The sequence below is a fragment of the Acinetobacter sp. 40AMC3-4 genome (assembly GCF_049898185.1).
In the GTDB taxonomy this organism is placed as follows: domain Bacteria; phylum Pseudomonadota; class Gammaproteobacteria; order Pseudomonadales; family Moraxellaceae; genus Acinetobacter.
Genome location: NZ_JAFCXG010000018.1, coordinates 24,644 through 37,346, shown reverse-complemented (window position 1 = coordinate 37,346; position 12,703 = coordinate 24,644). Strand labels below are relative to the sequence as shown.

The 12,703-nt window shown below is 37.2% G+C and carries 11 protein-coding genes and 7 pseudogenes; 7 read left to right on the top strand and 11 right to left on the bottom strand.

The genetic code is table 11. From position 1 onward, the window contains the following. From ACP7BU_RS14540 to ACP7BU_RS14520, 5 genes and pseudogenes are all read left to right on the top strand, one after another. Positions 1-168 (top strand): annotated as a pseudogene (locus ACP7BU_RS14540) (DIP1984 family protein); the annotation flags it as partial. A gap of 546 nt (positions 169-714) precedes the next feature. Continuing rightward, positions 715-915 carry a transposase gene (locus ACP7BU_RS14535; RefSeq protein WP_004647840.1) on the top strand — a complete coding sequence of 67 codons (201 nt, stop codon included), beginning with the start codon at positions 715-717 and terminating at the stop codon, positions 913-915. A 37-nt stretch (positions 916-952) separates the two neighbouring features. Next, complete coding sequence (locus ACP7BU_RS14530; RefSeq protein WP_016807214.1) at positions 953-1,141, top strand: hypothetical protein; 189 nt, start codon at positions 953-955, stop codon at positions 1,139-1,141. Beyond that, a pseudogene (gene tnpB / locus ACP7BU_RS14525) lies at positions 1,138-1,433 on the top strand (IS66 family insertion sequence element accessory protein TnpB). The gene ACP7BU_RS14530 and the pseudogene tnpB overlap by 4 nt, the downstream one beginning before the upstream one ends. A 102-nt stretch (positions 1,434-1,535) precedes the next feature. Next, positions 1,536-1,922: pseudogene (locus ACP7BU_RS14520) on the top strand (IS66 family transposase); the annotation flags it as partial. 43 nt (positions 1,923-1,965) lie between these two features. On the opposite strand, the pseudogene ACP7BU_RS14515 reads toward ACP7BU_RS14520, so the two are convergent. Together ACP7BU_RS14515 and ACP7BU_RS14510 are read right to left on the bottom strand one after the other, a co-directional pair. Next, positions 1,966-2,104 (bottom strand): annotated as a pseudogene (locus tag ACP7BU_RS14515) (IS5/IS1182 family transposase); the annotation flags it as partial. 245 nt (positions 2,105-2,349) lie between these two features. Next, positions 2,350-2,796, bottom strand: coding sequence for a BLUF domain-containing protein (locus tag ACP7BU_RS14510; protein WP_425880165.1), 447 nt, complete (start codon positions 2,794-2,796; stop codon positions 2,350-2,352). A 423-nt stretch (positions 2,797-3,219) separates the two neighbouring features. Here ACP7BU_RS14510 and ACP7BU_RS14505 point away from each other — a divergent pair. Beyond that, a pseudogene (locus ACP7BU_RS14505) lies at positions 3,220-3,865 on the top strand (IS5 family transposase). 99 nt (positions 3,866-3,964) lie between these two features. On the opposite strand, the gene ACP7BU_RS14500 reads toward ACP7BU_RS14505, so the two are convergent. The 5 genes from ACP7BU_RS14500 to ACP7BU_RS14480 form a co-directional block, all read right to left on the bottom strand. Further along, the gene (locus ACP7BU_RS14500) at positions 3,965-4,765 is read right to left on the bottom strand and encodes a sulfite exporter TauE/SafE family protein (protein ID WP_425880164.1); all 801 of its coding nucleotides are present in this window, start codon (positions 4,763-4,765) and stop codon (positions 3,965-3,967) included. Between the two features lie 42 nt (positions 4,766-4,807). Beyond that, the gene (locus ACP7BU_RS14495; RefSeq protein WP_425880166.1) at positions 4,808-5,302 is read right to left on the bottom strand and encodes a flavin reductase; all 495 of its coding nucleotides are present in this window, start codon (positions 5,300-5,302) and stop codon (positions 4,808-4,810) included. 97 nt (positions 5,303-5,399) lie between these two features. Then, positions 5,400-6,443 carry a methionine synthase gene (locus tag ACP7BU_RS14490; protein ID WP_425880163.1) on the bottom strand — a complete coding sequence of 348 codons (1,044 nt, stop codon included), beginning with the start codon at positions 6,441-6,443 and terminating at the stop codon, positions 5,400-5,402. A gap of 50 nt (positions 6,444-6,493) precedes the next feature. After that, a complete protein-coding gene (locus ACP7BU_RS14485; protein WP_071321316.1) occupies positions 6,494-7,477 on the bottom strand; it encodes a putative oxygenase MesX in 984 nt (327 codons plus the stop codon). Between the two features lie 168 nt (positions 7,478-7,645). Beyond that, complete coding sequence (locus ACP7BU_RS14480) at positions 7,646-8,677, bottom strand: hypothetical protein (RefSeq protein ID WP_171476945.1); 1,032 nt, start codon at positions 8,675-8,677, stop codon at positions 7,646-7,648. Between the two features lie 171 nt (positions 8,678-8,848). On the opposite strand from ACP7BU_RS14480, the gene ACP7BU_RS14475 reads away from it, so the two are divergent. Continuing rightward, positions 8,849-9,517, top strand: a complete 669-nt coding sequence (locus tag ACP7BU_RS14475; RefSeq protein WP_004647714.1) for an epoxyqueuosine reductase QueH — start codon at positions 8,849-8,851, stop codon at positions 9,515-9,517. Here ACP7BU_RS14475 and ACP7BU_RS14470 read toward each other — a convergent pair. The 4 genes and pseudogenes from ACP7BU_RS14470 to ACP7BU_RS14455 all read right to left on the bottom strand — a co-directional run bounded on the left by ACP7BU_RS14470 (position 9,514) and on the right by ACP7BU_RS14455 (position 12,592). Beyond that, positions 9,514-10,905, bottom strand: coding sequence for a methylenetetrahydrofolate reductase C-terminal domain-containing protein (locus ACP7BU_RS14470; RefSeq protein WP_425880162.1), 1,392 nt, complete (start codon positions 10,903-10,905; stop codon positions 9,514-9,516). The genes ACP7BU_RS14475 and ACP7BU_RS14470 overlap by 4 nt on opposite strands. Before the next feature lie 188 nt (positions 10,906-11,093). After that, positions 11,094-11,195: pseudogene (locus ACP7BU_RS14465) on the bottom strand (putative oxygenase MesX); the annotation flags it as partial. Positions 11,196-11,219: 24 nt separating this feature from the next. Beyond that, positions 11,220-11,336 (bottom strand): annotated as a pseudogene (locus tag ACP7BU_RS14460) (transposase); the annotation flags it as partial. A 50-nt stretch (positions 11,337-11,386) separates the two neighbouring features. Then, a complete protein-coding gene (locus ACP7BU_RS14455; protein WP_425880161.1) occupies positions 11,387-12,592 on the bottom strand; it encodes a tyrosine-type recombinase/integrase in 1,206 nt (401 codons plus the stop codon). Between the last annotated feature and the right edge of the window lie 111 nt (positions 12,593-12,703).

The window sequence follows — 12,703 nt, the reverse complement described above, 5'->3', positions numbered from 1 at the left end:
AATACATCTCGTGAATCTGATCGTTATAGTACGCGGGAAATAAAGTGGCATAAAGTTATTCCAGTTTCATCATTACAAAAACAAGCTGATGATATTAGTCTTAAATTACGTGATTTAAATGTGTTAATTCAGTCGAATAATTGGAAAATTGATTTGATTGAAGCCTAATACTCCTTTAGATATAATCAAGTTGAACATACTGGGCGAGTACAAGATCCCTTACTTCCACAACATAGGATTGTAAATAAAGTGTAGTGGCTTGCAAAGCAAGTGGATAAGCTTAAAATTTTAAGTACAAATCAATCCATCACTTGGCATAACTCAAATCTTTGTGCGAACAAAGTTACACGTTACTTATAACTACCATGTACTGACAGTATGTTCACCTCAATTACTAAAAATAAAGAAATGAGCAAGCATCAGCTCAACTACATTTCTATTTTTAATTCGGTTCGGCTTTGTTGCATAACGAGCTGAAAAACAGATTTTGAAAACAGCAGATTCAAATCACAAGTGCGACACATTTGTAGTTAGTTGAAAAATTTAGGTGTATTCGTAGAATCATTAGACTTTTTCAACTCGCAATTGGAAAGCACGCAATGAAGAAATACACCCAACTCTCTCAAGATGAAAGTAAGCGTCCGCTGAGCCCCACTTTTTCTCACTCATGAATACCACGATAGTGTCCACTAAATTTTAAGTGGACACCTATTTATGGATTTAAAGACAGTTATAGACAGCACACCAATGCTAAAAAAGCCCCGTCGAACCTTCACGGCTGAATTTAAACATCAACTTATTCAGCAATGCCAGCAGCCAGATACATCAGTGGCTAAGGTCGCAATGCAACATCAGATCAATGCCAATCTGTTGCATAAATGGATTCGTCAGTCCAGATCAATGCCCCTGCATTAACACCCCCTCCATTCCACAGACTGACTTTCTTCCGGTCATGCTTCACCCGACTCCAGTCAAACAAGACGCACCTCCGCCACCTGTGCCGGAGAAGAATGCTGTCGCTCATATCAGGATTCCATTGCATAAGGAACAAAGTTCCGCAAGGGATCAGATGATCGAGATCGACTGGCCAGTGGAGTCAGTAACTGAATTACTGTTGCTGATCCAGGGTTTGACTCAATGATCCGTATTGATGAAATCTGGTTGTCTACCCAGCCCATGGACATGCGTGCGGGTATGGATACTGCCATGGCTAAGGTGTTGAGAGCCTTTGGCTCGATCAAACCGCATTGCGCTTACCTGTTCTGTAATAAACGTGGCCATCGCATGAAAGTGCTGGTGCATGATGGACGGGGATCTGGCTGTGTGCCCGGCGGCTGGAACAGGGAAAATTCCACTGGGCGCAGGTTCACCAGGGTGAAAGCATGGCGATCAGTCTGGAACAGTTACAGTCACTGATCCAGGGTTTGCCTTGACAGCGCATTGGTGGTGACGATGCTCTAAACCAGCTTGGTACATTCTGCTATTCTCCAAACGTTCTATTTCCTCTGCGTCATGACCTCAGGCATACTGCGGTCATTAAAATGCTGCCTGACTTAAGCCAACTGACCCATGAACAACTGCTGGAATTTACCAGACAGCTAGCGCTGCAGCATCAACAACTCGCAGAAGATAAACAACAATTAGATACCAAAGTTCAGCATCTTGAAGTATCAAATCAGCAATTGGATACCAAAGTTCAACATCTTGAAGCATGCAACCAACATCTCTCTGTTCTCATTCAAAAATACGAGCATGAACTTGCGCTATTTAAACAGTATAAATTCGGTAGTAAAAATGAACATCTCACCGCAAAACAAATCCACCTATGGGACGAAGCGGTTGAAGAAGATATTGCTGCGGTTGACCTGGAACTGGAACGACTGAATGCAGATAAAATGAATACAGCTGCGCAGAAAAGCGAGTATGCACGACTCTAAAATCACCAAAGCGTTCGAATAAGTCTCACCACGGGATACCTGAACGATAGCGCTTCAACAAATAGTCGGTTATCTTTGGCCGTTACTCCAACAGTACCCATTCGTCCAGGTAACAGATCTTTAACCTGTTCCCACTGATCATCTTTTAATGCATAGCGTTTAGTCATGAAAAATTATGAGGACCGGTAAGATTTTCTCAAGCTAATTGATGACACGCCCTAAGAATAAAAAAATATTTATAAAAATAGACGTCTTGCGTTAGTCAAAATTTAAAATTTAAACAGCCAAAAGCTACATATTATAAGGTTTTAGCCAATTCAAAAATTAGGTAAAACGATACTTTCGCAAGAGGTCTAATCTATATTTTTTAGATTTAGCTATACAGAATTTATCATTCTGTATAGCATAGACTTTATACTCTATTAGTATCTAGAGTATAGTAAGAGTCAGACTGCTTAGCTAAAAGTTCAATAAACTGCGGAATTGCACTTGCACTTAAAGTATAAGGGTTAAATTCATCTATTTTATGCTCAGAAAAGAAATCAATAATATCTTTATGAATGATGGCATATTTCATATTCCATCGAGAAAAGAGATTTTCACTAATATCTTCAGAGTACATTAACTCGCAATTTTTATGACGAGAATCTTTCAAAATTTTTTCATAGAATAAGTTTTCTATTTTATCCCTTTTACCTTCTAAACATTGCACAAAATAACCATTTCCATAATAGAGAACCCCACATATAGAGTTTAACGAATTAAATCTTACAGCTTCAGTGAGAATATCAAATAAGTCATTTTTAGGATTATCGCAATCATATAATTTACTTACATATAAGATTCTTGCATTACTCATTACAGCCTCAGTACATATAAATGAATAAATAAATCTTGAAATTCAACTAAAAAAAGTTAGAATTCTAATTGAAAATAAATATATAAAAACAGCAATACAAATTTCCTTATACCTCAATCAGATAAAAATTATATATGGAAGGTTGCTACTTATATAAGTTTTTCAACTTTGTAACACATCACAAAGCGCGATTTTTTACTTACACATAACTGATTTAGATACAGTTATATTGAAGATCAAGACGAGTTAAGATAAGCATCTAAATAATATTTATAACGATAAAAAAGCTATAAAGTAAAGAGTGCTAATTTTAACATGATAAAGCTATGTTGATAAGGTAATGCCCCGAAAAATAAAAGGATCTAAAAGGGTTTTGTCGCACAAACCTACCTCTAAGGGCTTATTTAGCAATATAATTCTCAAATGAATAAGCCCACACCTAAAATTTATCGTACAACCAATTGGTCATCCTACAAGCGCGCTTTGGTCAATCGTGGTAAATTAACAATTTGGTTTGATCCAGAAACACAATGGTATGTACAGCCATAAGGTAAACATGGTCCGAATCAAACTTATTCTGATGCTGCTATTCAATACTGTCTGATGATTAAATTTATATTCCATCTGTTTTTACGTATGGTCAATGGCTTTGTACAAAGTCTCATTCATCTTTGTAGATCAGATTCCACAAGAAGAACAGATTGACTCCGTCTATACTGATGGGGCTTATGACACCAAGCAATGCCGTTAGGTAATCGCAGACCGACAAGCACATGCGGTGATTCCGCCAAGAAAAAATGCGAAACTTTGGAAAGATACAAAGCTTAGCTCGCTAGAGCAAAATGAATTACTTCGAACAGTTAAACGTTTAGGCAGGACATTATGGAAAAAATGGTCTGGTTATCATCGTCGAAGTTTAGTTGAAACCAAGATGCATTGCATCAAACTATTAGGTGATAAATTAGCAGCAAGGAGTTTTTCTAGTCAGGTGAATGAGATTCATGCACGCATAGCCGTATTGAACAAATTTACAGAATTAGGTCGTCCTCATACCCAAGTTGTCACTTGAATTCTGTTCAAATGAGCAGAGTGTTGTCTTTTAAATCTTTGTGCAACAAAGCCCTTTAAAATTACATTTAGCATAAAATCTCTTATGCGAAGTCCAATATTAAATTAATCCTTTCACAAGGAAGAAGCTTGCTACAATGACCAATAAAACTGCAAAGCATTTCTTTAACATTGCTGGCGATAAAGCATGTGCCGCCTTCGCACCAAACTTAGCCGTAATGAAACTCATGATGCTAATGCCAATAAATGCATAAATATGTACGTAACCAATGGTATTAGGTACATTAATCTCAGCATTTATACCAAAAATAATAAAACCTAATGCACCAGCGACAGCAATGGGGAATCCACATGCCGCAGATGTTCCAACCGCCTTTTGCATGACCACACCATAGCGATTCAGGTACGGAACCGTCAGACTTCCACCACCTATTCCAAAAATTGCTGATGCAATCCCAATGACACTACCAGCAGCAACTTGTTGACCTGATGAGGGTAACGTTTTCGTTGGGTCAATTGCTTTTTTGGCACCTGTAAACATCGTATATGCGACCCAAATCAGAAATAAGCCAACAATGATTTGTAGATGTAATCCTGATATCAAACCAGCAATACCTGCCCCAAAAAAACAACCAATCGCCATAGGTGGCGCTAGATTTTTAAATACAGGCCATAGCACAGCGCCATTTTTATGATGTGCCATTAATGAGCTAATTGAAGTGACAACGATTGTTGCTAAAGATGTACCTAATGCGAGATGCATAACAACATCAGGGTCATAACCCATTTGAGTAAAGACAATAAAAAGCAGTGGTACAATAATCGTACCACCGCCGACACCAAACAGCCCTGCTGCAAAACCAGCAAAAGCGCCGATGACTAAAAAGGTTATAAGTTCCACAATAAACTAACTTTAAAAAGATAAAAGAATTAAGGCATTGAGTTAAGCGTGTTCCAACTGACCCACTTGATGATAAGCACGGTTAAAATACACCAGACTTTCTTCTTGATCGCTTTGTTGAACTTTAAGAACACGACACATGAAAACACTGTGTGTACCGACTTGCTGAATATCTTGAATCTCACAGTCAAAACTGACTAATGCATCTTCCAAAATCGGCGAGCTTGTTTCTAACGTGCTCCAATCACCTAGTTTGAAACGATCTTCTGAGCTAAACTTACTTGAAGCAAATGCGTTAGAAATTTGCTCATGCTGTGTACTCAGCACATTGACCGCCAAGACTTTATTTTCAAAAAAATGGGCATGTGAACGGGAGGATTGATTCATACAGACTAATAACGTTGGCGGTGTATCCGTCACGCTACATACGGCAGATGCAGTAAATCCATGCATACCTGTTTCACCCGAAGTCGTAATAACATTCACTGCTGTGGTGAGTAAAGACATTGCATTTCTAAAGTCTGTTGCTTCAATCATCTCTTTCATCTCAAATGTACATATCACGTGCTCGTGCATAAAGCTGGACAAATGACCTTGCGATGATTTGTTCTGCTTCGCACGAGACTACGTTTGATTAAGCTTCTAGCTCTTTACGAACAATGGCAGCACCTGCGCTTAAAGCTTCAAGTTTGCCACGTGCCACTTGGCGAGATAGCGGTGTCATACCACAGTTAGTTGAAGGATACAGTTTATCTGCATCAACAAATTGCAATGCTTTGCGTAGCGTATTTGCTACTTCCTCTGCAGTTTCCACTTGAGTGGTTGCCACATCAATTGCACCCACCATCACTTTCTTACCACGGATCAATTCGATTAAATCCATTGGTACACGTGAGTTTTGGCATTCAAGTGAAATAATATCGAGCTTAGATTGTTGTAGTTTCGGGAATGACTCTTCGTATTGACGCCATTCATTACCTAAAGTTTGTTTCCAATCTGTATTGGCTTTAATGCCGTAACCATAGCAAATATGAACTGCAGTTTCACATTTTAGACCTTCAAGTGCACGTTCTAAGGTTGGTACACCCCAGTCATTCACTTCATCAAAGAATACGTTAAACGCAGGTTCATCAAATTGGATAATGTCTACGCCTGCTGCTTCAAGTTCTAAAGCTTCTTGGTTCAAAATTTTGGCAAATTCCCAAGCCAGTTTTTCACGGCTCTTGTAGTGTCCGTCAAAAAGTGTATCAATCATGGTCATTGGACCAGGCAACGCCCATTTAATTGGCTGACTGGTTTGGCTGCGTAAAAATTTCGCATCGTCTACAAACACTGCTTTTTTACGAGAAACATCACCCACAACAGAAGGTACACTCGCATCATAACGATTACGAATACGCATCGTTTCACGCTTTTCGAAATCCACACCTTCAAGATGCTCAATAAAGGTGGTCACGAAATGCTGACGGGTTTGCTCGCCATCACTCACGATATCGATACCCGCAGTGACTTGCTCATGCAATGATAATTTCAAAGCATCACGTTTAGCTTCTAATAATTCTTCGCCTTCAAGCTTCCATGCAGACCATAATTTTTCAGGTTCAGCTAACCAAGACGGTTTTGGCAAGCTACCCGCAGTTGAAGTTGGGAGTAAAAGTTTCGGTTGTGTAAGCGCCATGTCTAATCTTCTTTGTCTAAATTCGTAAATCTGTTTATCAATTTAATGGATTAAGCAGCTGTTTCGACTTCGAAATTTACAGCCCATTCATTTAAAATGTCTTGATAAGGCTTAATGAAGTTTTCTTCCGTCCATTTACCTTGTTTAACTGCAAGCTCACCACGTTCCACACGGTCATAGACCACACGTGTAAGTGAATAATCGCCATAGCTTAGACTTGGTTGATACACCACACCTGCAGGAGAGTTGGTGTTGTAAATTTCAGGACGATAGATCCGTTGGAAACTTTCCATGGTCGCAATAGCACTGATCAATTCAAAATCAGTATAATCACGGACTAAATCGCCAGCGAAATAGAATGCTAATGGTGCATTACCACCTTCTGGTTTAAAGTAGCGTACACGTAAACCCATTTTGGCAAAATATTCATCGGTACGTGAATATTCATCATTTTTGTATTCCACACCCAAAATAGGATGTACGTTGGCTGTACGGAAATACGTTTTAGAGGTTGAAACGCTTAAGCAAATGACAGGTTGTTTTTTAAATTCTGCTTTAAATACATCTGAATTGACTAAATGTTGATAAAGCTTGCCATGTAGATTGCCAAAATCTTCAGGTTTTTCACCTACACCACAACCCAATTGTGGCAATACCACACTGAAGTCGTAATCACGCACATAAGATGAGAAGCTATTGCCGATCATGCCTTCAATACGCTCACCTGTTTGATGGTCAATCACAACACTTTTAAGTGTTTCAATAAATGGGAAAGTTTGACCATTACCTTCAATATCAATTTCCGCAGAAATAATGTCAATCTCAAGTGAATAGCGATCACCTTTCGGGTTATCAACGGTTGCCAAGCTATTAAAACGGTTGTTGATCATCGCAAGGGTACGACGCAAGTTTTCTTCACGGCTTTCCCCACGTGCCAAATTGGCAAAATTTGTGGTTAAACGTGTGCTTTCTGCTGGCGTGTAGTTTTCATCAAAACGGATACGTTTAATTGAACACTCAAATGCTGTACTCATGGAGATTGCCACCTAAAAATTTTATAAAAAGCTAAATTTCTGAATGGCTGTATTTAAACGTGAATAAGAAAGTGAGTAAAACGATATAAATTCAGCTTAAGATGAGAAATACTCATCTTAATAAATTAAAGATTCTGAGGATTTTTAGTTATTCAGTAAGTTAAGCGGCTATCTAAAATCTTTATCTGAAATTGATAATGTTTTTTGCAACTCTACCAAAGATAATAAATCTCCAACTATCAAGTATGTGTAAATAACATAACGATCAGCTTCTTGCCTAGAAGTAATAATATCATGAGAACCTTTCTGAGCAGCTTTGAAAATAGCATCTAACCGCTCGCCCAAATATTTCATCTGTGAACCAACGATTTCCTCAAATCTTTTAGAGTCTGACTGCTCATCAACATATGCAATAATTCGATTTATATAATTATCCACACCTAATTTAATAATTTTAGTTTCACCATTGTCTAAATTAATAGTCTTATCCTCTCTAGCAGGATAAATCACATCAGCAGTATCTTGTAATATTCGCCTACAACTATGAACAGCATTTGACCAATCCTCTGAATTTTCGGACGTTAAATTCTCATAAACAGATGCAAATTTTTGTGCTGATAATGGTACTAAATCTCCAATTTTTCCGTCTACAAACTTTCTTGTTCTAGAAAAAATATCTGACGTAATTTTTGAATATTTTAGCTCATAATATTTATTAGACACGTATTCGCATACAAAAGCTTGTCGTTTAGTTAGAAATTGAGAGTTCGTGCTAATACCATCTCTTAAACTCTTTCTTTCTAAAAAATTACTAGTGCCACCTGATGAAACAAATTGATTCGGATTAGCTGAACTTATTGAAACATTAGGATCATGTGCAATTTTTAGACTATCCTTCATTGCTTCCAATTCAATCTCCATCGCTCCGATTGACCCTAACTTAGCTTTCTCTACGGTTTTTCCTTCTCCAGCTTTTTTACATAAGTCCCATATATCGGGTGTTAAACCATTTGGGCTTGAAGGATAACCACTACTTTCAAAGATAAAAATTCTTTGGTAATCGAATTCATTTAGCAATCTTGCCAATCTACTCGCCTTTAATGCGCAATTAGATAAAGAAGAGGTACTTAACTCAATATTACTAATAATTTCTTCACTTAATTTTAAAGCTTCATTCAATGACTCTTGATTAACTTGCAATGTTCTGCTTCCAAAGCATTATTGTAGTTATTCTCTTATATACTTTAGTTCTTATTAAATTTCAATTAGTGAATTTCTTTCATCTTAACCTTAGAAAATATCAGTATATCAAATCCTTACTATCTAATTAAATCGTTAAAATATAGGGTTTAGATTTAAACCCATATAACTATGTCAAACAAACTTGAACGTCAGAAATTGACTCTCCCAGCAGGTCACGACAAGCTTCTGCTTCACTCCTGCTGTGCACCATGCTCGGGTGAAGTGATGGAAACCCTAATTGAATCAGGCATCGACTTTTCGATCTTTTTTTATAATCCCAATATTCACCCTGTCAAGGAATATGAAATCCGTAAGGAAGAAAATATTCGCTTTGCAGAAAAACATAATATTCCTTTTATTGACTGTGATTACGATACAGACAATTGGTTTGCACGTGCCAAAGGCATGGAAAATGAGCCAGAGAAAGGTATTCGCTGTACCATGTGTTTTGATATGCGCTTTGAACGGACTGCCCTTTATGCAGCTGAAAATGGCTTCAGCCTAATTAGTAGCTCATTGGGTATTTCTCGTTGGAAAGATATGAAGCAGATCAATGATTGTGGGCATCGTTCTGCTTCACATTATGAAGGTATCACCTATTGGGACTACAACTGGCGTAAAAATGGTGGTGCTGTTCGTATGCTTGAAATCAGCAAGAAGGAAGAATTCTACCAACAAGAATATTGTGGCTGTGTATACTCCTTACGTGATACCAACCGTTGGCGTATGAGCCAAGGTCGTGATCGCATCAAATTGGGCGTGAAATTTTATTCGAATGCCATGGATGATGAAAGCTAAGCTTCAGTCGCCAGATACCAATTTTTCCAGGAACTGGTTCCACGGACTTCAATGGGTACAGTTGGAATCAGTTTTTCTTTTAGAACGTCAGTCTGTCCCACGGCTTTGGCAAGTCGGGCTTTCACAGAATGAATGCATTCACGATCTCCAAACTCACAGCGATCCAATGTCGTACCACCACAAGGACCATTCGCCAATCCTTTGGGACAAGTTTCAGGGCAAATATATAAAGTATCTCCTAACCTACATTGACCACAACTTTCACAACCCATGATCCCTTGCTTAGAGATAAATTCAGTTTTTAACAATGCTTTTGCTGCAGGCGCATTTTCCCAGAATGAGGCTTTAAAAATAAAATGCCCCACACCTTTGGCAATTTTGGACTCAAATAGAGCCTTGTGCATGAAATGCAATTGCTGATATTTAATAAGCTGGCTAGAGGATAGTTGGCGGGAATAATAAGCTAATTCTGGCACGAGTTCATTTTTAGTCTTCACTTGCCACAGTGCATTCCAGAGTGCTTCGAGTTCATGTAAACCATAATGTCGATATTGTTCAATATATTTTTCTAAAAGCTTTTGCTCTTCAGGCTTATGGCATGCTGAAAGATGCACACCTGCAAAACTCAAATATTTACACATCAATAGTTGTATAGCACAACGTTTATAAGCATTCTCAGTTCGTCCATCCTGTTCTTCCTGAGCCAACACTCGTAACATGTGTGGTGTAATCACAATTCCTGCGACCTTATGTTTCACCATAAAATTGGCACGTGCCAAACTAAGTGGCATAACACAAGCAAGTATATTTTGTGGGTATCGATGACGATTTAAAAAAGCCTTGGCTTGTTTTAAAGCCTCCATATCGTAACCCAACTGGGTAACGATAAAGTCTGCTCCTGCTTTAATCTTTTTGTGAAGTTTTAAATATTGTGCATCACGTTCAGCTTCAGCATATTTAAAGGGATTAAAAGCTACACCAATGTGAAATCCACCATAACACTTTGCGGCCATGACCGCATTTACAGACTCTAAATATCGGGTGCGATTCGTTCCATCTTGACCATTTGTATGCCCTTTTAACTTATCACCTGTGAGAAGCAGTAAATTTTTCTGTCCCGAAGCTTGAGTTGATTTTAAGAAGGTCTCAAAATCAGTAATATCCCGACCTTTCCCTGAATAATGGATGAGTTTTTCCACAGATGAAGGAAATGTCTTCGCACATTCAAGTGGTGGCAAATCACTATCGGCATGCACTCGATCTGCCAAAGTGATCGCACATGGAAATTCTGCTAAAGACATTGGTACGCCAATGCCCTTAGCAGAACTTAAATATTCCAACAAAATACAAAACTGATTGTGCTTAAAATGGGAAGCAAGCTGTGACATAAAATAAAGTTCAAATAAAAATGATTAAAGCAGGTCGCTATTATATTCGACCTAACAGAATCAGCCCGATTAATCTTAAACAGGCTGATATAGAAAATTTTAGTCAACAATTATGCAATGAATCTATTCACTACATTCAATCAGGCAACTTTCTCATTAGTTTCTCGCTCTAATGTGAAATGAAATGCCTATTTTTCAAGAATATTTTGATACGACTTAATGAAGTTCTCTTCTATCCATTTACCTTGCTTAAGATTCAATTGAACACGTTCAACACCGTCATAAACTTTACGAGTTAAGAGAAATCATTATTGTGAACAGACTATTTCTCTAAGTTGATTCATCACAATATGTAATTTATAGCCATAGAACCGACCCATTGAGCTTTTACCACGAGATGCAATTTTAGATAATAATTTATGGCGGTGAATAGGTTTGTGCAACAAAGCCTATTCTAATTAAAACTTGGATTTCATAACCATTAATTTACAGTACAACTATCAATAAAATCGCCCCACCATTGCATCATTTCCATACGCTGATTAAAATATTCTGCATGATTATAACTCGCACGGGTTTTATTCTTATCAATATGAGATAGCTGTGCTTCAATCCAATTTGATTGAAATAAACCGGATTCATTTAATATGGTACTAAATGTTGAGCGCAAACCATGAGATGATAGTTCATTTTTAGTATATCCCATCTTTCTAATAATTAAGTTCAGGGTATTAAAATGAATGGGTTTATTATTATTTCTTGGACTGGAAAAAACATATTTGTCTCCATGAGACCAGATTAGTGCAGATCTTACAACTTCAAGTGCTTGATCAGATAGTGGAACTAAAAATTCAGGAATATCATGACCTAAAATAACTTTTCTTCTATATTGTTTAATATGTAAGGCTGGTATTTTCCATATTTTTTTATCTAGATCGAAGTGATGTGGTTCACAAAGCAATAATTCTCCACCACGGACGCCTGTATATAATTTAAATAACAGGGCTTTTTTAATAATAGGATCTGTATTAATCTGATTTAATTTAGCTAAGAAATTAGATAGTTCATCTGAATTCAAATGAGGATAGTTTTTCTTAATCTTATTGTTGACTAATATTTTATGAAGTCCATGTGCAATATTATATTCACAATACCCCATCGCTACCGCATAATCATAAATCTGATTTAAATAACTATAGGCTTTCTTTACAGGTTCTTTTACATTTCTAGATTCTATCTTTTTAATAATCTTAACTAGATCATATCTTTTAATTTCAATAAATGGCATTAGTCCAATATTTGGATAAACATCCTGATCTAAACATTTTTTTGCGAGCTGAATTACACCGCATCGTGGTTCATCTTCAAAGGAATTTTTAATTTTAAATTCTAACCACTCTTCACAAATATCCTGAAAAGTTTTGATGTATTTTTTATGCAGTGGTTTATTTTCATAATTATTAAATTTATATTCATCCCGGACTGATCTGGCCTCTTTCAAGGACATTACAGGATATTCACCCAACTTCATGCGAGGACGTTTATTTGTCCCTGCAAGTGAATAGCGGTAACTCCAAGATTTACGTCCGTTTGGTTCTACCTTCAAACTTAAGCCGTCATCATCTGCCAGAAAATAGATTTTTTCCTTTGATTTAGCTTGACGTACCTTAATTTCAGTAAGACTCATGAATTTTTAACCTAACCACAAATGGCACTGCTCAATTGAATTATAGCAAATTTAAGCGATATTCATATGATGCGTATCATACGCATCACATATTTCTATAAGTAATTGTTA

Coding starts and splice junctions, on each gene's coding strand:
- ACP7BU_RS14455 (WP_425880161.1), bottom strand. CDS start 12,592: ATGAGTCTTACTGAAATTAAGGTACGTCAAGCTAAATCAAAGGAAAAA.
- ACP7BU_RS14495 (WP_425880166.1), bottom strand. CDS start 5,302: ATGATTGAAGCAACAGACTTTAGAAATGCAATGTCTTTACTCACCACA.
- ACP7BU_RS14510 (WP_425880165.1), bottom strand. CDS start 2,796: ATGAGTAATGCAAGAATCTTATATGTAAGTAAATTATATGATTGCGAT.
- ACP7BU_RS14485 (WP_071321316.1), bottom strand. CDS start 7,477: ATGAGTACAGCATTTGAGTGTTCAATTAAACGTATCCGTTTTGATGAA.
- ACP7BU_RS14535 (WP_004647840.1), top strand. CDS start 715: ATGGATTTAAAGACAGTTATAGACAGCACACCAATGCTAAAAAAGCCC.
- ACP7BU_RS14490 (WP_425880163.1), bottom strand. CDS start 6,443: ATGGCGCTTACACAACCGAAACTTTTACTCCCAACTTCAACTGCGGGT.
- ACP7BU_RS14530 (WP_016807214.1), top strand. CDS start 953: ATGCTTCACCCGACTCCAGTCAAACAAGACGCACCTCCGCCACCTGTG.
- ACP7BU_RS14470 (WP_425880162.1), bottom strand. CDS start 10,905: ATGTCACAGCTTGCTTCCCATTTTAAGCACAATCAGTTTTGTATTTTG.
- ACP7BU_RS14475 (WP_004647714.1), top strand. CDS start 8,849: ATGTCAAACAAACTTGAACGTCAGAAATTGACTCTCCCAGCAGGTCAC.